Genomic DNA, 21792 nt, shown 5'->3' with positions numbered 1-21792 from the left:
CGCCGCGCCCAGAGGCTTCTGCCGGCACCCTGCGAGTGAGCGGCGCCAGCCAGCTGAGCGGCACCCAGCAGGAGACAGTACCAACGGACCGACGCCAGATGACCGACACTGGGTGACCGGTAACATCCCCCCTGTGCGCCACGGCGTCACCCATGAGCTCCACCCCACGCCATCGGGGGCGGCCCGGCGAAAGCCCGGAACGGGCCGACGACATGCGCCCGCCGGTTGAACACCGCCCCGCCGCCAGCCGCCCCGCCCGAGGCGCCGCCCATGGGGATGCCACGGCAGCTGGCGCGCGCCGTCATGCGCCCCCATCATGCGCGCGCCGACGTCCCACCTTGGGGCATACTGAAACACAGCGCGGTCTTGCCAGGCCCCGTCGCGCGGAGCACTCAAGGGGCGAGAAACTGCGCGGCGACATCGGCGGCGCCTTCGAGGGCGACGCTCGGCGCGGCCCGCCTTTCAAATGCCACCTTAGCCAGAGCCGCCACGGCCGCGCGCCCGCCTATCGCGAGGGCGCCGCCTCGCTGGCGATGTCCTGGGCGGTGTCCTTGGCGGTGTTCTTGGCGATGTCCTTGGCGATGTCCTTGGCGGCAGCCAGGGCTTCCGGCGTGTCGACGTCGAGAAAGGCGCCCGCGTCGCCCGCCTCGATATGCGCCACCGCGTCCTGGTGCTCCACCAGCAGGTGGCGCGCGCCCACATCGCCTTCCAGGGCGGCGAGTTCCGCGAAATAGCGCCGCGACCACAGCACGGGATGCCCGCGCGCGGCGCCGGAAATCGGCACCACCACCAGCCGCCCTTCATCGGGCGCATAGGCATCCATGAGGCGATCCAGCAGGCTGCCCTTCAGCAGCGGCATATCCCCCAGCACCACCAGCGCGCCGGCGACGCCCTGTGGCACGGCGGCAATGCCGGCCTTCAGCGAAGAGGCCATGCCGGTCGCATAATCCGCATTGTGCACCAAGTGCACCGGGAGGCCCGCAAGGGCAGCTTCCACCCGCTCGTGCTCATGCCCCGTCACCACCAGCACCGGACGCGCGCGGGAGGACAAGGCGGCCTCGACCACGCGGCGGATCACCGGCACCCCGCCCACGGGGGCCAGCAGCTTGTTCACCCCGCCTCCCATGCGCGAGCTGCGGCCAGCCGCCAGCACCACCGCCGCGAACCCCTCCTGCCCGGCGCTCGCCCCTTCGTCACGGGGAAAAGGCCGGGTCGCGATATCGGCCAGCAGGCCGCCGGCCCCCAGCCGCGCAATGTCGGACGAGGTGACCTCGATGCCGGCCAGAAGGCGCGTCAGCACCCAATCAAAGCCATTTTCCTTGGGGCTGCGCGCGCAGCCCGGCGCACCAAGCACCGGAACATCGCCAAGCCGCCCCAGCAGCAGCAGATTGCCTGGGTCCACCGGCATGCCAAGGCGGATCAGTCGCCCGCCCGCCTCCGCGAGGGCGGTGGGCACCACGTCGCGCCGATCGGCAATGGCCGATGCACCAAAGACAATGACCAGCTCGGCGCCTTCCGCCACCACGTCCCGCAGCAGGTCCCGCAGGGGCGCGATCTCGTGGGAGCAGGACGCCGCCCGGCAGATGTCCGCCCCCATGGGCGCGAGGCGGGCCCGGGTCACCGCCAGGGTCTTCATGGTCACCTTCTCGGCGAAGCCGGGGAGAATGGTGGAAATCACCGCCACCCGGCGCAGGCGAAAGGGCGTCACCGCCATCAGCCCGGCGCGCGCGCCATCCGAAGGGCCGCACGCCAGCGCCGCCGCCTCCGCCACCATCGGCTCGGGCACCGCATAGGGGATCACCTTCACGGTGCCGATGAGCTCCCCTTCATGGACCATCTTCATGTCCGCCACGGTGGCGAGGGTCATGGCCTCGTCGACACCATTGAAGGCATCAACCGCCTCGCGCGGCGCGCGCAGGACACCACCGCAGGCGGCATAGAGATTCGCGCGGCCGGTGAAGGGGCGGTCCGCCCGCACGCCCGCCCCGGCGATCGCATCCGCCAGGATGAGGGCCGCCGTGTCCTCCGGCAGGTCCCCATCCTCCAGGCGCGCCGCCACCACCTCGTGATAGCCCGCCGCGCGCAGGGAGGCGATTTCGGCCACCCCGAGCTTCGTCCCCTTCTTGATGATGGTACCTTCGACCCGGACCGAATGGGCCGCGATGGCGCCATCCGCCTCTTCGAGCGCCAGGGAGCCGAACTTCACGCCGCCGCTCCTTCCGCCCTCACGCGAGCCGGGCGGCGCAGGGCGCAGATGATCTCGCCCAGAACCGCAACCGCGATCTCCGCCGGACTCGCTGCGCCGATCGAAAGGCCGATGGGGGCATGGATGCGCTCCAGCGCCTCGGGGGAAAAACCGCGCGCAGCCAGCCGGTCCAGCCGCTTGGCATGGGTGCGCCGCGAGCCGAGGGCGCCGATATAGAAGCACTGCGCGGCAAGCGCCGCCTCCAGCGCCGGGTCATCCACCTTGGGGTCGTGGGTCAGTGCCGCGACGGCGGTAAAGGCATCAAGGCCATAGGCCGGTAGCGCCAGGTCCGGCCACTCGGCAAGCAGCCTCACCTGCGGAAAGCGCTCGGGCGTGGCGAAGGCCGTGCGCGGATCGAGAATCGTGGTGTCGAAGCCCGCGATCTGCGCCATGGGCGCCAGCGCCTGGGAAATGTGCACCGCGCCCACCAGCAACAGGCGCGGGGCCGGAATATTCACGGAAATGAAGGCCGCGCCGTCAGCCACCAGCCCGCTACGCCCCTGCGTCAACGCCTCCCGCAGGGCCGGGGCCAGGGGATCGCCGCCGATATCCGCCGCGCTCACCAGCCGCTGCTCTCCACTGGCCAGTTCCGTCACCACCAGGCAGGCGCGGCGCGCGGCGCGTTCGGCATTGAGGGTGGCGAGCAAATCGAGACGCATCACAAAAGACCTTCACGGCCATGCGCCGCATGGGGAATGGAATCGCACGGCCCATGCTGCACCGCAAGAGTCTTCTTCCCCGCTGGATATAACGCAAGCCATTGCTACATTTGCCGCAAGGCTCAGCTGACGGGCTCCACATAGACCGCGATGCGCCCGCCGCAGGAGAGCCCGACGGTCCACGCCGCCTCGTCCGCCACGCCGAATTCGAGCCGACGGGGAATGCCGGAGGCAATCACCTCCTGCGCCTCGGTCACAACCGCGCCTTCCACGCAGCCGCCGGAAACCGAGCCAAGGAAATGGCCCGCATCGTCGATCACCAGATGGCTACCCACCGGGCGCGGCGCCGATCCCCAGGTTTCGAGCACGGTGGCGAGCGCCACCCCGCGCCCCTCGCGCCGCCAGAGCTCCGCGGCCTCCAGAACATCGTCTTCGCGCGCGAACACGGCCCACTCCTCCGGTTTCCGTCTGCACCGAGGCGGGCGACCCGGTGGCCCCCGCCTGTGCGCGACTATATAGATGCATCCGCAGCCGGGCACTTGCCAGTCCGCGCCGCCGGTTTCCGCGCATCGGGCCCGAGCCCACGCGGACCGATCGAGAGATGCAGATGTCCCAGGCCCATTCGGTAAACGCCCCTTCGCCCCAGCCTCCGTCATCCCAGCTTAAGGCCGCGGCCGATCCCGCCGTGCGGCCGCTTCATGCGCCCACGCTGCGCACGCCCGAGGAGCTGGCGGCCGCAGGGCTGGTGCGCGCGGGCGCCGGTCTGGAGGCGGTGGCCGAGCGCTATGCGGTGGCAGTGACGGCCCCGCTGGCCGGCCTGATCGACCCGCGGGATGCCGCCGACCCCATCGCCCGCCAGTTCATCCCCGATGCTCGCGAGCTGGAGGTACGGCCGGAAGAGAGGGGCGATCCCATCGGCGACCACGCCCATTCGCCGGTGCCCGGCATCGTGCATCGCTATCCGGACCGGGCATTGCTGAAGATCGTGGGTGTCTGCGCCGTTTATTGCCGCTTCTGCTTCCGCCGCGAGATGGTCGGCCCCGGCGCCGAGACCACCCTTTCCCCCACCGCTCTCGATACCGCCTTCGCCTATCTTTCCGATCATCCGGAAATCTGGGAGGTGATTCTCACCGGCGGCGACCCTTTCATGCTGTCGTCCCGGCGCATGAGCGAGGTGGTGCGGCGCCTGGCGGGCATTGCGCATGTGAAAATCGCCCGCTTCCACACGCGCGTGCCCATCGCGGCACCCGAGCGCGTCACCGCTGACGTCGTGGCGGCGCTGCAGGCCCCCGGCGTCACCTCCTATGTGGCCATTCACGCCAACCATCCGCGCGAGCTGACGCCGGAGTGTCGAGCCGCGCTCGCCCGCATGGCGGATGCAGGGCTGCCGCTGGTCTCGCAAACAGTGCTGCTGCGCGGGGTCAACGACGATGCCGAAACGCTGGCGGCCCTGTTTCGCGGCCTCGTCGAATGCCGGGTGAAGCCCTATTACCTGCACCATCCGGACCTTGCCCCCGGCACCGGCCATTTTCGCCTGACCATCCGCGAGGGACAGGCGCTGATGCGGGCGCTGCGGGGCCGGCTCTCCGGGCTCGCCCTGCCCACTTATGTGCTGGATATTCCCGGCGGGGCGGGGAAAGTGCCTCTGCTGCCCGACCATCTGGACGAATTGACCGCCGGCCCGGACGACGGCGAGCGCTTCCGCGTGACCGATAATTGCGGCGGCGTGCACCTCTACCCGCCGGAAGGTTGAGACGTGCCGGAACGCTCGCGCGCCACGGGCGTTGTCCCGCCAGGGCAAGGGTGGGGTGGTAAGCGGTTGACCAGCGTCAATGCAACGTTGCACGCGCCCCATATTGTTCGACACATAACCACAGGGAGCTGAAGGCCATGTCGGAGACCCTCGAGCAGCCGGCCGCCACGTCCAAGCGTCCGTCTCCGCAGACGCCGAAGATGAAGGCGGCGATCTTCGTCGAGAAGAATCGCATCGTCCTCGAAGACAAGCCCATCCCCGACGTGGGGCCGCTGGATGCGCTGATCCGCGTCACGACCACCACGATCTGCGGCACGGACATCCACATCCTCAAGGGTGAGTATCCGGTGGCCAAGGGCCTCACCATTGGCCACGAGCCGGTGGGCATCATCGAGAAGCTCGGCTCCGCCGTTGAAGGCTTCGAGGAAGGCCAGCGCGTCATTGCCGGCGCCATCACCCCCTCGGGCTACTCCAATGCCTGCCTGTGCGGCTGCGGCTCCCAGGATGGCCCGCGCATGAAGCACGGCTTCAAGCCCATGGGCGGCTGGCGCTTCGGCAACACCATCGACGGCGCCCAGGCCGAATACCTGCTGGTGCCCGACGCCATGGCCAATCTCGCCCCGGTGCCAGACCTGCTCTCGGACGAGCAGGTGCTCATGTGCCCGGACATCATGTCCACCGGCTTCTCGGGCGCCGAGCACGGCAAGATCAAGATCGGCGACACCGTGGTGGTGTTCGCGCAAGGCCCCATCGGCCTGTGCGCCACCGCAGGCGCCAAGCTCATGGGCGCCACGCGCATCATCGCGGTGGACCAGGTGCCGGCGCGCCTCGAGGTGGCCCGCGCCATGGGCGCCGACATGGTGGTGGACTTCTCCAAGGTCGATCCGGTGGAAGAGATCATGCGCCTCACCGACGGGCGCGGCGTGGATGTTGCCATCGAGGCGCTTGGCCGCCAGGCCACCTTCGAGGCGGCCCTTCGCGTGCTGCGGCCCGGCGGCACGCTCTCGTCCCTCGGTGTCTATTCCACCGACCTGAAGATCCCGCTGGATGCCTATTTCGCGGGCCTGGGCGACACCACCATCGTCAATTCCCTCTGCCCCGGCGGCAAGGAGCGCATGCGCCGGCTGATGGATGTGGTGGCCTCGGGCCGGGTGGATGCCCGCGCCCTCGTCACCCACCGCTTCAAGCTGGACGACATCGAGGCCGCCTACGACCTCTTCGGCCACCAGCGTGATGGCGTGCTGAAGGTCGCCATCACGCCGTAGGGCGCAAGCGGTGGAGCCGGAATGCCGGCTCCACCGCCGAAAAGAAGCGGCGATGATCACTTTAGAGTGTTTCGCCGTTTTCTTCCGGTGGGGAAACGTTCTAGGGTTTCTCCAAATATGCAACCTGATCCGGCCTCCCTCGCGATACTCCATCGGTGCCAATGGCGAGTGAAGGGCGAAGCGCCTTTTGCGCGGCTCGGGTGCGGTCATTGGGGTTGAATAGAATGCTTCCGTTTTTCCTTCTGCGGGGCGGCTTTCTGGTGGGTCTGGCCCTCGGCGCCGGAGCGGTGGCGGCCGGCCCCCGGCTGCTGCGCGCGGCACGGCCTGCGGCCAAGAACGCGGCCGAGGCCGGCAAGGCAAGTTATGATGCCACCGTCGCCGCCGCCTCCAAGACCGGCGAGGACGTCAAGGATCTGGTGGCCGATGCCGTGGATGGCGTGAAAACCGCCGCCGGCAAGGTCGCCGCGGCCGCCAGTGCTGCAGCCACCACCGCCCTGCGGAGCGCCGAGAGCTTCACCAAGCATTCCGAACCCGTCGCGGCAGGCGAGACGGATGAGGCCCTGCCGGCCACTCCGGCAGGCCGCGCCCCGGAGACCGTCCTGCGCAGCACGACCCGGCGTGCGCGGAGCACGCGCCGTGCCGCCACCCGCGCCAGCGAGCGCACCGCCGTCGCTGAAACCGCCGCACCCGTCAAGGCCTCGCGCACCGGGCGCACGGGCGGAGAGGATCAGCCGGCAGCGAAGGCATCGCGCACTCGCGCCGCCGCCCCTGCCACCGTCACGGCCGCGCCCAAGGCGGCAGCCGTGACGGCGAAGACCAAGGCCAAGAGCGCAGGCGCGACGAAGAGCGCGGGCGCCACAAAGAGCACGGACGCGATCAAGAGCACAGGCTCAGCCAAGACGACGCGTGGCACGGCGGACACAGTGACCGCCAGCGCCGCGAAGCCGTCCGCCGCGGCCAAGCGCCCCACGAAAAGCACAGCCAAAGCTACCGCAAATGCCGCCACCAAGACCGCAGCAAAGCCTGCAGCAAAGCCTGCGGTAGCGGCCGCAACCCCCGAGACCCCGGCGCCCGCCACCCCGCCCGTGACCCCGGAAGCCGAAGGCTGAGGTTCGGATGTCCCAACCCATTGAGGTGCGTATCGCCCACCACATCCCGGGGCGCACACGGCTCGCCGCCGCACACCCGCGGGGAGAGGCCGACCTCCAGGCCTGTGCCGCCCGGCTTTCCCAAGACGGACGCTTGGATGTTCAGGTGCGCGGCGGCAGCCTGATCCTCACCCACCACCTGTCGTCCGCCGAAGAGATCCAGCCGGCACTGGAGAAAGCGGGACTTTCGCTGGTCCCGCCCTCCCCGCGCCATCCCATCGGCAAGACCTCTGTCGCCGTGAGCCGCATCAACGGCGCCCTCTCCGAAGCCAGCGGTGGAAGCCTGGATCTCCTGAACATCGCCTTCCTGGGGTTGGTCGCCGGCGGGTTCGTGCAGCTGGCGCGCGGCAACGTCGCCGGCCCGGCCCTGACCTTGTTCAGCCAGGCGCTGACCCTGGCCCTGCTGCACGCCAAGACGCAGGAGCAGCGCGCCTCGACCTAGGCTGTTTCAGTTTCTCAAGGAAACGCTGAAACAGCCTGTCCCATCGTTGTTACGCTCCTCCTTCACACGGACCGGTTCCAGCTTCGCTCGAAAAAGCCATCTGCGCGCGTCCGGCTCGGCGAGGTGGCGCCGCTCATCTCCCGCCATCCACCCGCCAGGAGGCGGCTTTGGACCAGTCTCCACGCAACGGCAGCAACGGCCCTCAAGGCGCCGATCATGTGGTCGAGGATCAGGGCGCCATCTTCGCCTTCCTCTCCAGCCCGACAAGCCACGGCCTTGCCGCCGGCGAAAGCGTACGCCGCATCGACACGCACGGCGCAGTGGTGTTCCTGGCGGGGCCCTTCGCCTACAAGGTGAAGCGCGCGGTGTACTTCCCGTTCATGGACTTTTCGACCCTCGGCAAGCGCAAGGCCGCCTGCACGGCGGAGGTCGCCATCGGCCGCGCGAACGCGCCGAGCATCTATCTCGGCGTGGTGCCGATCACGCGCTCGCCAGAAGGCCTGGCCCTGGGCGGCTCCGGCAAGCCGGTTGAGTATGCGGTGAAGATGAGCCGCTTCGACCCTGCGGACACCCTGGACCAGGTGGCGGCCCGCGCGCCGCTGGAGCGGCCACTGCTCACCGCCCTCGCCCAGGCCGTGGCCCGTGCCCATGAGCGGGCGGAGGTCCATTGCGGTCATGAGGTGCCCTCGCGGCTCGCCTCCTATCTGGCGGACAACCGCGAGGCTTTCCGCCAGCATGCGGACCTTTTCGACGCCGCGGAGGCTGAGGCGCTCGCGGCAGCGGCGGAAGCCGAGCTGGAGCGCATCACGCCGCTGCTGCGAGCGCGATCCCAGGCGGGATTCGTGCGCCGCTGCCACGGGGACCTGCACCTCGCCAACATCGTGCTGATCGACGGCGCTCCGGTGTTGTTCGACGCCATAGAGTTCAGCGATGACATCGCTATCTGCGATGTACTGTACGATCTCGCCTTCCTTCTCATGGATCTGTGGCAGCGCGGCCTCCATACCGCCGCCAACACCGTGCTCAACCGTTATCTGTGGGCCCAGCGGGACGATGCCACGCTCGACGGGCTGGACGCGCTACCCTTCTTCCTGGCGCTGCGGGCCTCCATCCGCGCGAAGGTCGAGGCCGCCGGGCGGGCCCATCTTTCCGGTGCGGTGCGGGAGCGCGCGGAGGCGCGCATTCGCCACCTCTTTTTCAGTGCGCGACAGTTTCTCGGGCTCGCGCCATCCGCCCCGGACACCGCGCCGTTGCCGGCTGACTTTCCCGCCGGCTTGAGGGAGCGCGCGCCGAGCCTCAGCGCCATCGGCGGCCTTTCCGGCACGGGCAAGACCACCCGCGCCCTGCGCTGGGCGCCCTTCATCGGCCGGCCGCCCGGCGCGGTGGTTCTGCGCAGCGATATCGAGCGCAAGCGCCTGTTTAACGTGGCCGAGACGGATCCACTGCCCGAAGCCGCCTACGGCCCGGAGGTGACGCAGCAGGTCTATGCACGCCTGCGCACCCTCGCCGCCCGCGTGCTTGCCACCGGCCAGTCCGCCATGATCGACGCCGTTCACGCCCATGCTCAGGAGCGGAACGATGAAGAGGCGCTGGCCCGCACCCTCAAGGTGCCGTTTCATGGCGTCTGGCTGGAAGCGCCACTGGATATCCGCGTCGAGAGGGTGGAACACCGCAAGACGGCGCACAAGGATGCCTCCGACGCCGATGGCGAAATTGCCCGGCGCCAGCAGGCCTACGATATCGGCGAGCTGAACTGGATCCGCGTCGGCAGCGGCTGAGCACGTGGCCGCCGTCCATGACGGCTGGAGAATCCACCAAGCCGCGCCAAAGGAACGAATATTTCACTCACCTCGGGGACAATCACCTCGAATGTGACTTGAGATGATTCGCGCAATCTCCATTTGCGACTCTCAGGACCCACTTCAAGGCGGCGGTCCGGCCCTCGTCGGGGCCAGGATTGCCGCTTGATCGTCCACATGCCGGGAACCAGCGCCGCAAGCGATGAGTCTCCCGCGCAGGTCCGAATGCGAGAGGAGGACATGACGCGCATTCCCACCCATCCCGCGATGATGGGGCGCCCCTGCGGCGTGCAGGATGGCGCGCGCATGTCCCGACCCTTCTTTGGGCCGAATTTTCCGTCCAGCGTCCCCATTCGCGTCGTCTTCGGCGGCGCCCCAGGAGACACCCCATGAGCTGGCTCGACCGCCTGAAAGGCAAGGGCGCCGAGGAAACCCAGACCGCCGAGGATCGCCCGATGTCCGACAGTGCCACCGCCCCCGAGGCCATCGAACCCGCCCCGGCGTCCGCCGAACCCACCGGCCCCACCATCGCCCCGGAGCCGGATGCGGAAGCCAAGGTGCCTGCGGAAGCCCAGTCCGAGGACTGGTCGGAACCCGAGGAACAGATGCGGCGGGCACTCGCGGCTGCCCAAAGCGGAGATTACGACAGCGCCCTCGCCATCTGGGAGCCCCTGGCGCGCGAGGGCCACGGCCGCGCTCAGAACAATATCGGCGCCTGCTTCATCGACGGGTTGGGCGTGGACCAGAATATGGAGCTGGCGCGCGAGTGGCTCGAGTTGTCGGCTGAGGCTGGCGATCCGGTGGGCCAGCGCAATCTCGCCCGGCTCTACCTGAAGGGCCTGGGTGGCAATCGCGACAGCGCCCATGCGGTCGAGCTTTACCGCCAAGCCGCCGAGGCGGGCGACGCCCCGGCGCAGGACATGCTCAGCTTCCTGCTGTTCGAGGGCACCGGCACGGCCGCCAATATGGAGGAGGCCAAGCGCTGGGCCAAGGCTGCGGCCGAGCAGGGCGTTGCCTCCGCCATGACCCGCCTCGGCCTCATCTCCCATCTGGATGCCGTCAGCGCCGCACCCGGCGGCACCGACGAATCCGACGCCGCCACCTGGTGGCGCAAGGCGGCCGAAGCCGGCGACCCTGATGGGCAGGCGCTGCTGGGCGCTGCGCACCATCTCGGCGTGGGTGTACCGCGGGACCGGATCGCTGCGTTTGCTTGGCTGCTGCGCGCCAAATCCGGCAAAAGCCCCCTGGCGGACCGCTTCTTTGACGCCGTGCGCGCCACCCTCAGCCCGGAAGAGGAAGCCGCCGCCGAGCGCCGCGTGATGAAGGCGGAAGAAGGCGCCACGCCGGCACCCTGAACCAGCGCTCCGCAGGCAGTCCCCTCGCGGCACGCCGCCCGCCATCCGGTGTCTTCCCTCTTTATGGAAGCGGGAAGACACGCCATCTGCCAAGCTGACGCGTTGTCCCGACGCGAAGCCATATGCCCATCACACAAGGGGCGCCCGGATCAGCGCTGGAGCGGTTTCGGACGCGGGGATCAGAGTCTCGATCGCGGTCCGGTGGGCGCGCCATGGCACCACGCGACGACACCACGGAGCCGCCCAATCGGGAGACGAAGCGCAGCCGCCCCCCCACGCCTCCCTCGCCCCACCTGAGGGCCCGAAATGTGGCGGCACGAGAGCTGCCCCCATCCGACCTCTGCGCTCTTTGCCCACGCTTTTCCCATCGTTAGCCGACGGGCATCCTTCGCGACGTTGCGCGCCACCGGACACGAAACGACGATGTGGCGCATCACCCGAGCACGCCGAAAAAAGCGCGCGGCTCGACAACGACGGGCAGGATCCGGCGCGCGTCGAGGAAGGGCGTAGCGCCCTTTCCACCGGCGACCACACCGCCTTGGCCGGCAAAACACGATGCCCTGGCCTCTCTTCAGCGCCCACCCCACCCCACGACAGACGGTTAACCCAAGGTCCCCATCGCCTTCCGCCATCGGGTTCGCTCCCCCCCTCGCGGGGCGCCGCGATTTCGTCGCATCAGGCGTGGTGGGGTGCGCCATGCAGCCCGGGAAGCGCGGCGTGAGGATGCGCGCCGCCATTCACCGGAGGCAGAAACAGCCCAGCCTGGAAGCAGGTGCTCATGTGCTCCACCTTGGCGATGGCCCGGTCAGCAGCCGCCGGCTCCAGCACGCGGCGGGCAGTCTGCGTGAACAGCGCCACCCAGCGGGTGAAATGCTCCGGCTTCAGCTGCAGCGAGATGTGCGCGGAGAACGGATTGCCCGTATAGCGGCCGGTACCGAGCAATGCGCGGGACCAGAAGTTCTGGACAATCCGATAGTGCTCTTCCCAATCGGGAATGGCCCGGGCGAAAATGGGGCCCAGCTGCGGGTCCTGCCCAGCCGCCGCATAGAACTCCCGCACCAGCCGGTCGAGATCGGCCTCAGTGACGTGAATTTCGCTGGCCAGCTGCTCCCGCGCCCCATTCGGCCACACGTCCGCGCGATCGGCGATGAGGGCGGCCAGCTCAGGCGCGGCCGGGCCCTTGCGGCCCGTGGTGTTCAATGGCGGATCATACTTGCCCACCAAGTCATGAAGGGCATGGGCCCGCAGGCGCGCATTGGGACGCTCCATGTAGAACAGACCGTCCGTGACAGCGGTTTCCGCCGGCAATGCCGCGCGGACCGCCTCCTCCGCCAGCGCCATGTCCTCCGCCTCGCCGATATAAGCGGGATAGGCGAGGTCGCCGATGGAGCGGGTGAGAATGAAGATGCCAGGGTGCGCCGGCGCCTTAGGTGCGGCAACGAACGACACGCCGCCAAAATCCGCTTTCCCGGCGGACGCCGAGGGCAGATGAGGCCCAACACCGGTGGAAGATCCACGAGACTGGCCGGCGCCCACCGGCACGGCCGAGGTCTGCAACGTGGGGGTGGACGATGTCGTCATGGGTCGCACTCCTGTTCCAACAGCCGCGATCAGTCCTTGGTCTCGGTCTTTGTCGGCTCGGGCGCGCGGGCCACGAGACGCAGGCCGGCACGGGAGCGCGCCACGTCCTTGCCGGTCCTCTGCCAGGGCGCCGAAATGCGCACCGCCGTGCCGGGCACAAAGCGCACGGGAATGGGCGTCGAGCTCTTGTCCGAGGCCATGCAACGTCCTCCTGGCCGAAACGGCCCCGCCGCGGCGACAAAAAGCGCTCGGCATGAAAATTATATAACGGACGGTAGGAGAGGCCGCCGCCCCACGCAAGCGGCAGCGACGGCGATATTGCTGTAATTTCGCGCGTGCCTAGAAATTAATCTGATACAACCGGCACAACCGCAGCGACAAAATGGCGCGAAACAGAGACCCGCAGGCCCGTTCCCGAGGCCCGCGACGCCATCTCAGACCGCCGGCGGCGCGGCGCTCTCGCCCACCGGAGCCGCGGCCATCATCAGCACCGAGATGAACGCATTGAGCCGGCTATAGGCTGCCACGCAGAGCTGGTCGGCCATGAGCAGCGCCCGCGCACTGGCCTGGGTGTCTTGATTGATGTGACCGGTAAGGGCCGACACCAGCTCGCTCTGGCCGATAGCAAGGCTACGCAGACCCAACAGCAGATGATCCAAGTCCGCGCGCGTCAGCAGCACTTTCAGCGGGACGCCCTCATCAAGGCTGGCCCAGCGGACGATGGCCTCTTGCGACACCTGGATCTGCTCGGCGGGAAGCTCCTGTGCGGAGCCAGCATTTTCCGAAGGCCCCTGGGCGGCCCCCTCGACAATCTCAGCCATGGCAATCTCTCAATTCCGAAAAAATCCGCGCGGCAAAACACGCGTCACAAAGCGATCCGACTGAAAACCTCGGATCTGCCCCATGAGCTTACGATCTTCGCGCCGGCAATGTCACTGAAAGTGGCCGCGCGCGATCACGTTTTCATAAGGTGAGCTTCTACCGTTCACGGCGGGCCGCTAGAAGAAGCGCCAGCAGGCGCCCGCCGGCGTGTGAATGCCGGCCGGTCGCCCTTTGCAAGAGAGGACGCGATGACCGACACCCTTTTGCGCGACGGCGCCAACCCGCCCGCGGCCAGCGCGCGCGGCAAGACGATGGGCGGCGCCTGGCGCTGGATCAAGGTTTGGGATGCGCCGACGCGGCTGTTCCATTGGACACTGGTGGCGCTCGTGGCCACGTCCTACGTCACGGCACGCAATGGCTGGATCGACTGGCACTTCTATGCCGGCTACTCCATTCTCACCCTTGTGCTTTTCCGCATTCTCTGGGGTCTGTTCGGCAGCCAGACCGCGCGCTTTGCCTCTTTCGTGCGCAGCCCGGCGGCGGCCATCGACCACCTCCGCCACGTGCTGAAGCGCCAGCCCGAGCCGGAGACGGGGCACAATGCCGCCGGCGCCTATATGGTGGTCGCGCTGTTGGCCCTGTTGCTGTTCCAGACCGTTTCCGGCCTGTTCGCCAATGATGGACTGTTCACCAGCGGCCCCCTCGCCGACCTGGTGAGTGGCGAGCTGAGCGACCAGCTCACGGTGGCGCATGGCCTGTCGTTCGATCTCATCATGATCGCCGTCGCGCTGCATGTGCTCGCGATCATCGCTTATGCGGTGCTGCTGCGGCAGGACCTGGTGCGCCCCATGGTCACCGGCTGGAAGCGCCTGCCGGCCGCCATTGCCGCGCCGCGCCTGGCGCCGGTGCCGCTCGCCCTCGTGCTGCTGGCCCTGGCCGCCGCCGGCGTGTTCGCCGTGACCCAGATGGGTGGCTGACCCACGAAACAAAACCGGGCGCCCCATAAGGAGCGCCCGGCCTTTTCCCAGAGCGTTTCGCAGCGAAGCGGGAACCCGCCTCGCATGAAGGAAACGCCCAAAACGAATGGACAGGCCATTTCAGCGTTTCTGTGAAAACTGAGACAGCCTGAGCCTCGACGGACTGCAGCAGCCCGGATCAGCGAGACTTGTAGGTCTGATGGCAGGAACGGCAGTTCTCAGCCACGGCGGCGAAAGCGGTCTTGAAGCCCGCCTCGTCCACCACGCCCTTGGCCGCATTGTCGGCCACGGCCTGATTGAACTTGGTGATGGCGGCATCGAAGCCTGCGCGATCGCTCCACACGGCGGCGGTGGCCTTGGTCTCGCCGGCATCGGAGCCAGGCGGGAACAGCTTCTCGAAGCCGACCATCTTGTCCTTGTAGGTCTGGAAGATCAGCTGGGCCTTGTCGGTGCTGAACGGCACCTTACCCTTCAGGATCGAGGCGCCGATATCGGTCTGCTCGCCGATCGCCTTCATCGCCGCGCGGCGCTGCTGGATGACATTGCCCTGGGCGTAGGCGGCGGTGGCTGCAACAAGGCCACCGACAATGGCGGCGGTCACGAAAAGACGCATCTTCTGCTCCAAATGCGGATTCGGAAGAGGCCACACCCTACAAATATTCCAACCAGACGATACCGCCCAACGCTCACGCTTGCGCGAGGAGAGCGGCGGCCAATTGCCGCTCTCGACTTTCGGCGCAGCTTCCCTTGCGATACCGGCGAAGCAAGCCCAGGGGTTCAGCGGCTTTCCACCGCGGCCGCCACCATGGCCCGCACCTCGTCCGCAACGGCGTCGACCAGCGCAGCTTCGCGCGCACGGACCACAAGATGAGTCTTGAAGCGCCCGTCCTCATCGCGGAATGGATAGGACCCGATGATGGTATCTGGATGACGTCGCGCAATATCCGCCAGCGGCGCGGCAATATCGCCCTCCTTCGCGTCCGCCAGGACGGTCCGGGAGAGCATGGGCCGGCCCTTGTCCAGATCGGGCAGCACCGCCTCCAGCATGGCCTGCATGATGCGCGGCACGCCGGCCATGACGATCACGTTGCCGATCCGGAACCCGGGCGCCTTGGAAACCGCGTTCACCACCAAAGACGCACCGGCGGGAATCCGGGCCATGCGCAGGCGCGCCTCGTTCAGATCCTTCTCCGCGATATATTCGAGCAACATGGCCCGGGCGCGCGGGTCCACGTCTATGCTGACGCCGAATGCCTTTGCGATCGAATCAGCGGTAATGTCATCGTGGGTGGGGCCGATGCCTCCGGTTGTGAAGACATAGGTGAAGCGATGACGCAGCGCGTTGACCGCGGCAACGATGTCCTCTTCCACATCCGGCACGATGCGGACCTCGCGAAGGTCGATGCCCACCTCCGTCAGCCGCTCGGCGATGTGGCCGATATTTTTATCCTTGGTGCGCCCCGAGAGAACCTCGTCGCCAATGACGACCAGCCCCGCGGTGACCATTTGCGCGCCGTCTGCCTCGCTCATGACGCATCACCTGCCTTTTTCAGCGGCAACATGCTTCCGTTTGCCCATTTTGCGAACACTCGTAAAACGAGAGCGTCGCTGCAGGGAAGCCTTTTCCCTTTATCACTTCTTTGGCACGATGTTTGTAGTGTTCTGAATCTGAGATCTGCGGACGTGGAGTGACAGTCCCAATGCGGCAAGCGTTCGACGAAATGTCCAGCACGGATGGGCATGTGAGACCGGCCTACGAAACACTGAAGCAGTGGCTCGGCGGCGTTCCTCAAGACGTGCTCAACCACCGCCGCAAGGAAGCGGAATACATCTTTAGGCGGATAGGAATCACCTTTGCCGTCTATGGGGAGCAGAACGCCCAGGAGCGCCTGATTCCCTTCGATATCGTGCCCCGCATCCTCACCAAGGATGAGTGGGGGCGCCTGTCCACCGGCCTGGAACAGCGCGTCAAGGCGCTCAACATGTACATCCGCGACGTTTATTCGAAGCGGGAGATCCTGAAGGCCGGCATCGTGCCCGAGGATCTCGTGTACAAGAATCCGGCCTTCCGCCCCGAGATGAACGGCCAGCGGGTGCCGCACGACCTTTATGTGCACATCGCCGGCATCGACATCGTCCGCACCGACCCCGACACCTTCTACGTGCTGGAAGACAATGCGCGCACGCCGTCCGGCGTCTCCTACATGCTGGAGAACCGGGAGATCATGCTGCGGCTGTTCCCCGAACTGTTCTCCATGCACAAGGTCGCGCCGGTGGAGAATTACGCCGACGACCTCCTGGCCACCCTGCGCTCGCTCTCGCCCCAGAGCGGGCATGAGCCGAACGTGGTGATCCTCACCCCCGGCATCTACAATTCGGCCTATTACGAGCACTCCTTCCTGGCCGACAAGCTGGGCGTGGACCTGGTGGAAGGGCGCGACCTGTTCGTGAAGGACGGCATCGTCTTCATGCGCACCACCGAGGGGCCGAAGCGGGTGGACGTGATCTATCGCCGCCTCGACGACGACTTCCTCGACCCTCTCGCCTTCCGCCCCGACAGCGTGCTGGGCGTGCCCGGCCTGATGAGCGCCTACCAGGCCGGCAACGTCACCCTCACCAATGCGGTGGGCACCGGCGTCGCCGACGACAAGGCGGTCTATTCCTACATGCCGGACATCATCCGCTTCTATCTGGGCGAGGAGCCGCTGCTGCCGAACGTGCCCACCTGGCGCTGCCGCGAGGCCGACCACCTGAAATATGTGCTGGAGCACCTGCCCGAGCTGGTGGTGAAGGAAGTGCACGGCTCCGGCGGCTACGGCATGCTGGTGGGCCCCACGGCGGACAAGGCGCAGATCGAGAAGTTCCGCGAGAAGCTCATCGCCGATCCGGCCAACTTCATCGCCCAGCCGACTCTGGCGCTCTCCACCTGCCCCACGCTGGTGGAAAAGGGCATCGCGCCCCGCCATGTGGACCTGCGGCCCTTCATTCTTTCTGGCTCCGACAAGGTGCGCATCGTGCCCGGCGGGCTCACCCGCGTGGCCATGAAGGAGGGTTCGCTGGTGGTGAATTCCAGCCAGGGCGGCGGCACCAAGGACACCTGGGTGCTCGACGCATGAGCCTGCCGCCCAACGCATGACCGCGGTCGCGGCCCGGCCCCGGCCGTGACCCTTGAACACATCGCCGGCAGGCGCCACGCCACGACGCCTGCCCGCTTCCTCCTCCTCCGGATGGGTTCTCCATGCTCTCCCGCACCGCTGACAATCTCTACTGGCTCAGCCGATACGTTGAACGCGCAGACTGCCTGGCGCGCATCCTCGATGTGTCGCAGCGGCTCGCCTACACCCCCGTCACCTATGGCGGGTCCACCAATGAATGGGGTTCGGCGGTGCTGACCGCCGGGGTCGCCGACGTGTTCACCGAACGCTACGGGCCGCTTGAGGAGGCCAAGGAAGAGCAGGTGGTCTCCTTCCTGGCCTTCGAGGCGGAAAACCCCTCCTCCATCCGCAATTGCTTCGAAGTGGCCCGCACCAATGCGCGCTCCGTGCGCACGGCGCTCACCTCGGAAATGTGGGAGGTGATCAACACCGCCTGGATCGAGCTGCGCAACTTCCCCAACCGCGCGCTCACCCGCGACGAGCTCTCCCGCTTCCTGGCCTTCGTGAAGGAGACCTCGCTCAGGTTCGATGGCGCGACCTTCCGCACCATGCTGCGCAACGACGCCTATTGGTTCTCCCGCTGCGGCGCCCAGCTGGAGCGCTCGGACAACACGGCCCGCATTCTCGACGTGAAGTACCACGTGCTGCTGCCGGAGAAGGAGCATGTGGGCGGGCCGCTCGATTACTTCCAGTGGGCCTCCATCCTGCGTTCGGTCTCGGCGCTCACGGCGTTCCACTGGGTGTATCGCGACAGCGTGAAGCCCTGGCTGGTCGCGGATCTTCTGATCCTGAACCGGCAGATGCCGCGTTCGCTCGCCGCCTGCTACGACAACCTGGCGCGCAACCTCGACGACATCGCCTCCGCCTATGGCCGCCAGGGACCTTCCCAGCGCCTGGCGCGTTCCATGCTGGCGCGGCTCACCAACCGCAACATCGAGGACATCTTCCAGACCGGCTTGCACGAGTTCATCTCGGGCTTCATCTCCGACAACAACAAGCTGGGCGCGGAGATCAAGGAGCAGTACCTGACCTGATGGATGACGAGGGCGCCCGCGGGCGCCTTCCGCCCACCATTCCGCAAAAGTGTTCTGGGTCCGGCAACTTTCAAGGTCCGATCATGCGTGTCCGCATCCGCCACGAGATCACCCAGCGTTTCGAGCCCGGCAGCCGCAACCTGTCGGTCACCGTGCGCCTCACTCCCCGTTCGCACGAGGGCCAGTTCATCCAGCGCTGGACCCTCGATCTCGACAGCGATTGCCGGCTACATCCGCAGGAAGATGCCTTCGGCAACATCTGCCACGCTTTCAGCGTGGAAGGCCCCACCGATCATGTGACCGTGGTGGCCGAAGGCGAGGTGGAGACGTTCGACACCACCGGCATCGTGCGCGGCTCGGTGGAGCCCTTTCCGCCGGCGCTCTATATGCGCGAGACGACCCTCACCCACCCTGTCGCGAGCCTGATTGCCTTTGCCGACGCCGCGGTGAAGGGCGTGCCCGAGGATCCGCTGACCCGGCTGCACGCCCTCATGGTCCGCGCGCACGAGACCCTGACGGAGGTCGAGCCCACCGGCTCCACCATGCCCCTCTCGGCCGAGGCGGTGCTGGAGGCGAAGTCCGCCTGCGCTGGCGGCATTGCTCATGTGTTCATCGGTGCGGCGCGCCATCTGGGCATTCCGGCGCGCCACATTTCCGGCTATCTGGCCCTGGACGACGAAGGCGCGGCCCGCCACTGGGCGGAGGCCTATGTGCCGAAGATCGGCTGGATCGCGTTTGATCCCGGCCGCAATGTCTGCGCCACCGAGAACTATGTGCGGCTGGCGGTGGGCCTCGACGCGTTCGGCGTCGCCCCCATGCGCAGCACGGGCTTTGAATGCCGCGAGAGCGTCTGCGCGGAGGATGGGCGCACGCCGCCCCGCATGGCCCAGGCCCAAAGCCAGGGCCAGAACTGAAAATCGCGCGGCGGCACGGAACAAAGTGCCGCCATGTGCGGCCTCTGTCATAAAGACACGGTGAACAACCTCCATGATGTGATCTTTCAAGACCACACGGAGGGCGCACGCCGTGTCCAAGCACGTTTCAACCGAGGTCGAGGCGAACGCCCACAGCGCCAGCATGCACGCGCCCACCCCCGTGTCGCAGGCCACCGACACCAGCGCCCAATCCGCCCCGCCCGGCACCCCGCCGGTGAAGATCGAGGTCCGCCACCTCGATTATTATTATGGTGAGCGCCGCGCCCTGCATGACGTTTCGGTTCGATTGTACGCCAACCGCATCACGGCCTTGATCGGCCCTTCGGGCTGCGGCAAGTCCACGCTGCTGCGCGTCTTCAACCGCATGTTCGAGCTTTATTCGGACCAGCGGGTGGAAGGCGAGGTGCTGATGGATGGTCGCAGCATCCTGGCGCCGGAAGTGGATGCCGCCGCCCTGCGCGCCCGCGTCGGCATGGTGTTCCAGCGGCCGACGCCCTTCCCCATGTCCATTTTCGACAACGTGGCCATGGGCATCCGCATCAATGAGGCGCCGCCCGAGGATGAGGTTGCGGCGCGGGTGGAGGACGCGCTGCGCCACGCCGCCTTGTGGGACGAGGTGAAGGACCAGCTCAAGGCCAGCGGCCTCAGCCTCTCCGGCGGGCAGCAGCAGCGCCTGTGCATTGCCCGCACCATCGCCGTCCGGCCCGAGGTGATCCTTTTGGACGAGCCCTGCTCGGCGCTCGACCCCATCAGCACGGCCAAGATCGAGGAGACGATGCTGGAGCTGCGCGCCCGCTACACGCTCATCATCGTCACCCACAATCTGCAGCAGGCGGCGCGCATCTCCGACTTCACGGGCTTCATGTATCTCGGCGAAATGGTGGAATTCTCCGCCACGGACCACATGTTCACCCGGCCGAAGGACAAGCGCACGCACAACTACATCACCGGCCGCTTCGGCTGAGGATTGTCCCGCATCCGCGAGGCCATGGCGGCTGCCGCAAGGGCGCCCGCGTAAGCGCGGCCGTGATCCACCCCTGCCCCCTTGACCCATTGGCCCACCCCTGCAATGTCCTTGGCTCAAACAGGAGGAAGCCCACAATGTCCCACGCGCCGGCGTATGACCCCAACAACATCTTCGCCAAGATTCTTCGCGGCGAACTGCCGGCGCAGAAGGTCTATGAGGATGATCGGGCGTTCGCGTTTCTCGATATCATGCCGCGCTGCCCCGGACATACGCTGGTGATTCCCAAGAATCCGGCGCGCAACATCCTGGACATCGATCCCGAAGATCTCGCCCATGTGGCGAAGATCGCGAAGAAGATAGCCATCGCCGGTAAGCAGGCCTTCAAGGCGGATGGCGTTACCGTGCAGCAGTTCAACGAGGAAGCGGGCGGCCAGGTGGTGTTCCACCTCCATGTCCACGTCATTCCCCGCCACCTTGGCGTGCCCATGAAACCGCCGGCGAGCGAAATGGAGAAGCCCGAGGTGCTGGCCGAGCACGCCGCGCTGCTGCGCGCCGCCCTCGGCCAGTGAGCAGCGCGCGCGCGTCCGCGCTGAGCATCAGGGCTCCCGCGCGGCTTCATCTCGGCTTTCTGGACCTTGGCGGCGCGCTCGGCCGTCGCTTCGGCAGCCTGGGCATCACCCTCGACCGGCCGGTGACGGCGGTGACGGTGGCCCGCGCCGATGCCGATAGCGCCACCGGCCCCGATGCCGTCCGCGCGGCACAGGTGCGGGACAGGGTGCGGGCGGCTCTCGGCATCGAGGGGGCCTTTGCCGTCAGCGTCGATTCCGCCCTTCCGCCCCATGGCGGGCTTGGTTCGGGAACACAGCTCGCCATCGCGATCGGTATCGCGGTCGCGCGTCTGGGTGGGCACGATTTGGATGCACGGCAGGCGGCCACGCTGCTCGGGCGCGGGCTGCGGTCCGCCATCGGCATGGAAGCCTTTACCCAGGGCGGCGTCATTCTCGACGGTGGCAAGCCGGTCGGCGCCGCTGGGAGCGGTTCCGCGCCTCCCCCTTTGCTCTCCCGCCTGCCCTTCCCAGAGGACTGGCGCATTCTCCTGGCATTCGATTCGAGCCGGGAGGGGCTGAGCGGCGACGCCGAAACCCGCGCGATGGCTGAGTTGCCGCCCTTTCCCGAAACCCTGGCGGCGCATCTGTGCCACCTCATCGTGCTGAAAGCCCTGCCGGCGCTGGCGGAGGGCGATGCCATGGCCTTCGGTACCGTCATCGGCGAATGGCAGCAGGCCTTGGGCGACCATTATGCGGCGGCCCAGGGCGGCGGCCGCTTCTGCAGCCAAGATGTAGCCCAAGCCATTGGTTTCGTTGAAGCACAGGGCGTCCCCGGCGTGGGCCAGAGCTCGTGGGGGCCCACGGGTTTCGCCATTGTGGGCAATGCAGCACAGGCGGAAGATCTGCTGCAGGCCTTGCGCCAGCGCTTTGCATCGTCCAAAAATCTCACGTTTGATTGCGTGGCGGGAAACAATAGCGGCGCCGAAATCCGGGCGCTCGGGGCAAGCCTCGCCTGACCGCCGCCACCAACTTCGCGACCGGGCGCAAAGCCGGGTCTTGGACCAGGTCGAAACCGCCCCAGGCTACGGCTGTGCCGAACAAGCGGGC

The 21792-nt window shown here is 67.5% G+C and carries 21 protein-coding genes; 13 read left to right on the top strand and 8 right to left on the bottom strand.

Annotation, left to right across the window (positions count from 1 at the left end; all coding sequences use genetic code 11):
• Positions 1-505: 505 nt before the first annotated feature.
• The 3 genes from V5F26_RS12565 to V5F26_RS12555 all read right to left on the bottom strand — a co-directional run bounded on the left by V5F26_RS12565 (position 506) and on the right by V5F26_RS12555 (position 3350).
• Positions 506-2206: an NTP transferase domain-containing protein gene (locus tag V5F26_RS12565; RefSeq protein ID WP_394946072.1), complete on the bottom strand. Its 1701-nt coding sequence runs from the start codon at positions 2204-2206 to the stop codon at positions 506-508.
• On the bottom strand, positions 2203-2904 hold the full coding sequence (locus V5F26_RS12560) for an XdhC family protein (protein WP_394946071.1): 702 nt from the start codon (positions 2902-2904) through the stop codon (positions 2203-2205). The genes V5F26_RS12565 and V5F26_RS12560 overlap by 4 nt, the downstream gene beginning before the upstream one ends.
• Before the next feature lie 122 nt (positions 2905-3026).
• Entirely contained in the window at positions 3027-3350 is a 324-nt protein-coding gene (locus tag V5F26_RS12555) for an XdhC family protein (protein ID WP_234050063.1), read from the bottom strand.
• 161 nt (positions 3351-3511) lie between these two features.
• Here V5F26_RS12555 and V5F26_RS12550 point away from each other — a divergent pair, with 161 nt between their 5' ends.
• The 6 genes from V5F26_RS12550 (at position 3512) to V5F26_RS12525 (ending at position 10666) form a co-directional block, all read left to right on the top strand.
• Complete coding sequence (locus V5F26_RS12550; protein ID WP_509210508.1) at positions 3512-4657, top strand: lysine-2,3-aminomutase-like protein; 1146 nt, start codon at positions 3512-3514, stop codon at positions 4655-4657.
• Positions 4658-4794: 137 nt separating this feature from the next.
• Entirely contained in the window at positions 4795-5922 is a 1128-nt protein-coding gene (locus V5F26_RS12545; RefSeq protein ID WP_394946069.1) for an NAD(P)-dependent alcohol dehydrogenase, read from the top strand.
• 224 nt (positions 5923-6146) lie between these two features.
• The gene (locus V5F26_RS12540; RefSeq protein WP_394946068.1) at positions 6147-7031 is read left to right on the top strand and encodes a hypothetical protein; all 885 of its coding nucleotides are present in this window, start codon (positions 6147-6149) and stop codon (positions 7029-7031) included.
• Positions 7032-7038: 7 nt separating this feature from the next.
• On the top strand, positions 7039-7512 hold the full coding sequence (locus V5F26_RS12535) for a hypothetical protein (protein WP_394946067.1): 474 nt from the start codon (positions 7039-7041) through the stop codon (positions 7510-7512).
• Positions 7513-7679: 167 nt separating this feature from the next.
• Positions 7680-9290, top strand: coding sequence for a bifunctional aminoglycoside phosphotransferase/ATP-binding protein (locus V5F26_RS12530; RefSeq protein ID WP_394946066.1), 1611 nt, complete (start codon positions 7680-7682; stop codon positions 9288-9290).
• A gap of 626 nt (positions 9291-9916) precedes the next feature.
• A complete protein-coding gene (locus V5F26_RS12525) occupies positions 9917-10666 on the top strand; it encodes a tetratricopeptide repeat protein (RefSeq protein WP_394946474.1) in 750 nt (249 codons plus the stop codon).
• Between the two features lie 675 nt (positions 10667-11341).
• On the opposite strand, the gene V5F26_RS12520 is transcribed toward V5F26_RS12525, so the two are convergent.
• From V5F26_RS12520 to V5F26_RS12510, 3 genes are all read right to left on the bottom strand, one after another.
• On the bottom strand, positions 11342-12247 hold the full coding sequence (locus V5F26_RS12520; RefSeq protein WP_394946065.1) for a group III truncated hemoglobin: 906 nt from the start codon (positions 12245-12247) through the stop codon (positions 11342-11344).
• 29 nt (positions 12248-12276) lie between these two features.
• Positions 12277-12447 carry a hypothetical protein gene (locus V5F26_RS12515; protein ID WP_234050055.1) on the bottom strand — a complete coding sequence of 57 codons (171 nt, stop codon included), beginning with the start codon at positions 12445-12447 and terminating at the stop codon, positions 12277-12279.
• A 234-nt stretch (positions 12448-12681) separates the two neighbouring features.
• A complete protein-coding gene (locus V5F26_RS12510; protein WP_394946064.1) occupies positions 12682-13068 on the bottom strand; it encodes a hypothetical protein in 387 nt (128 codons plus the stop codon).
• Positions 13069-13317: 249 nt separating this feature from the next.
• Between V5F26_RS12510 and V5F26_RS12505 the strand changes: the two genes are divergently transcribed.
• A complete protein-coding gene (locus tag V5F26_RS12505) occupies positions 13318-14046 on the top strand; it encodes a cytochrome b/b6 domain-containing protein (protein WP_394058911.1) in 729 nt (242 codons plus the stop codon).
• Between the two features lie 178 nt (positions 14047-14224).
• On the opposite strand, the gene V5F26_RS12500 is transcribed toward V5F26_RS12505, so the two are convergent.
• Positions 14225-14659, bottom strand: a complete 435-nt coding sequence (locus tag V5F26_RS12500; RefSeq protein WP_394058913.1) for a c-type cytochrome — start codon at positions 14657-14659, stop codon at positions 14225-14227.
• A gap of 164 nt (positions 14660-14823) precedes the next feature.
• Complete coding sequence (locus V5F26_RS12495) at positions 14824-15576, bottom strand: competence/damage-inducible protein A (protein WP_394946063.1); 753 nt, start codon at positions 15574-15576, stop codon at positions 14824-14826.
• A gap of 170 nt (positions 15577-15746) precedes the next feature.
• On the opposite strand from V5F26_RS12495, the gene V5F26_RS12490 reads away from it, so the two are divergent.
• The 6 genes from V5F26_RS12490 (at position 15747) to V5F26_RS12465 (ending at position 21701) form a co-directional block, all read left to right on the top strand.
• Positions 15747-17162 carry a circularly permuted type 2 ATP-grasp protein gene (locus V5F26_RS12490; protein ID WP_234050050.1) on the top strand — a complete coding sequence of 472 codons (1416 nt, stop codon included), beginning with the start codon at positions 15747-15749 and terminating at the stop codon, positions 17160-17162.
• A gap of 122 nt (positions 17163-17284) precedes the next feature.
• Positions 17285-18235: an alpha-E domain-containing protein gene (locus tag V5F26_RS12485; RefSeq protein ID WP_394946062.1), complete on the top strand. Its 951-nt coding sequence runs from the start codon at positions 17285-17287 to the stop codon at positions 18233-18235.
• Between the two features lie 83 nt (positions 18236-18318).
• Positions 18319-19149: a transglutaminase N-terminal domain-containing protein gene (locus V5F26_RS12480; RefSeq protein WP_394946061.1), complete on the top strand. Its 831-nt coding sequence runs from the start codon at positions 18319-18321 to the stop codon at positions 19147-19149.
• A 163-nt stretch (positions 19150-19312) separates the two neighbouring features.
• The gene (gene pstB / locus V5F26_RS12475; RefSeq protein WP_394058964.1) at positions 19313-20134 is read left to right on the top strand and encodes a phosphate ABC transporter ATP-binding protein PstB; all 822 of its coding nucleotides are present in this window, start codon (positions 19313-19315) and stop codon (positions 20132-20134) included.
• Positions 20135-20271: 137 nt separating this feature from the next.
• Entirely contained in the window at positions 20272-20706 is a 435-nt protein-coding gene (locus V5F26_RS12470) for an HIT family protein (protein ID WP_394946060.1), read from the top strand.
• Positions 20703-21701: a beta-ribofuranosylaminobenzene 5'-phosphate synthase family protein gene (locus V5F26_RS12465; RefSeq protein WP_394946059.1), complete on the top strand. Its 999-nt coding sequence runs from the start codon at positions 20703-20705 to the stop codon at positions 21699-21701. The genes V5F26_RS12470 and V5F26_RS12465 overlap by 4 nt, the downstream gene beginning before the upstream one ends.
• Positions 21702-21792: the final 91 nt, after the last annotated feature.

It is taken from the genome of Xanthobacter variabilis (genome assembly GCF_043831965.2).
Classification (GTDB): domain Bacteria; phylum Pseudomonadota; class Alphaproteobacteria; order Rhizobiales; family Xanthobacteraceae; genus Xanthobacter.
The sequence above is the reverse complement of the archived record's forward strand: the minus strand, read 5'-3'. Positions and strand labels throughout refer to the sequence as shown.

What these genes read in the sequence shown, in the direction of transcription:
- V5F26_RS12560 (WP_394946071.1), bottom strand. Translation starts at nt 2,904, where the DNA reads ATGCGTCTCGATTTGCTCGCCACCCTCAATGCCGAACGCGCCGCGCGC.
- V5F26_RS12550 (WP_509210508.1), top strand. Translation starts at nt 3,512, where the DNA reads ATGTCCCAGGCCCATTCGGTAAACGCCCCTTCGCCCCAGCCTCCGTCA.
- V5F26_RS12545 (WP_394946069.1), top strand. Translation starts at nt 4,795, where the DNA reads ATGTCGGAGACCCTCGAGCAGCCGGCCGCCACGTCCAAGCGTCCGTCT.
- V5F26_RS12540 (WP_394946068.1), top strand. Translation starts at nt 6,147, where the DNA reads ATGCTTCCGTTTTTCCTTCTGCGGGGCGGCTTTCTGGTGGGTCTGGCC.
- V5F26_RS12535 (WP_394946067.1), top strand. Translation starts at nt 7,039, where the DNA reads ATGTCCCAACCCATTGAGGTGCGTATCGCCCACCACATCCCGGGGCGC.
- V5F26_RS12525 (WP_394946474.1), top strand. Translation starts at nt 9,917, where the DNA reads ATGCGGCGGGCACTCGCGGCTGCCCAAAGCGGAGATTACGACAGCGCC.
- V5F26_RS12520 (WP_394946065.1), bottom strand. Translation starts at nt 12,247, where the DNA reads ATGACGACATCGTCCACCCCCACGTTGCAGACCTCGGCCGTGCCGGTG.
- V5F26_RS12515 (WP_234050055.1), bottom strand. Translation starts at nt 12,447, where the DNA reads ATGGCCTCGGACAAGAGCTCGACGCCCATTCCCGTGCGCTTTGTGCCC.
- V5F26_RS12510 (WP_394946064.1), bottom strand. Translation starts at nt 13,068, where the DNA reads ATGGCTGAGATTGTCGAGGGGGCCGCCCAGGGGCCTTCGGAAAATGCT.
- V5F26_RS12505 (WP_394058911.1), top strand. Translation starts at nt 13,318, where the DNA reads ATGACCGACACCCTTTTGCGCGACGGCGCCAACCCGCCCGCGGCCAGC.
- V5F26_RS12500 (WP_394058913.1), bottom strand. Translation starts at nt 14,659, where the DNA reads ATGCGTCTTTTCGTGACCGCCGCCATTGTCGGTGGCCTTGTTGCAGCC.
- V5F26_RS12495 (WP_394946063.1), bottom strand. Translation starts at nt 15,576, where the DNA reads ATGAGCGAGGCAGACGGCGCGCAAATGGTCACCGCGGGGCTGGTCGTC.
- V5F26_RS12490 (WP_234050050.1), top strand. Translation starts at nt 15,747, where the DNA reads ATGCGGCAAGCGTTCGACGAAATGTCCAGCACGGATGGGCATGTGAGA.
- V5F26_RS12485 (WP_394946062.1), top strand. Translation starts at nt 17,285, where the DNA reads ATGCTCTCCCGCACCGCTGACAATCTCTACTGGCTCAGCCGATACGTT.
- V5F26_RS12480 (WP_394946061.1), top strand. Translation starts at nt 18,319, where the DNA reads ATGCGTGTCCGCATCCGCCACGAGATCACCCAGCGTTTCGAGCCCGGC.
- pstB (WP_394058964.1), top strand. Translation starts at nt 19,313, where the DNA reads ATGCACGCGCCCACCCCCGTGTCGCAGGCCACCGACACCAGCGCCCAA.
- V5F26_RS12470 (WP_394946060.1), top strand. Translation starts at nt 20,272, where the DNA reads ATGTCCCACGCGCCGGCGTATGACCCCAACAACATCTTCGCCAAGATT.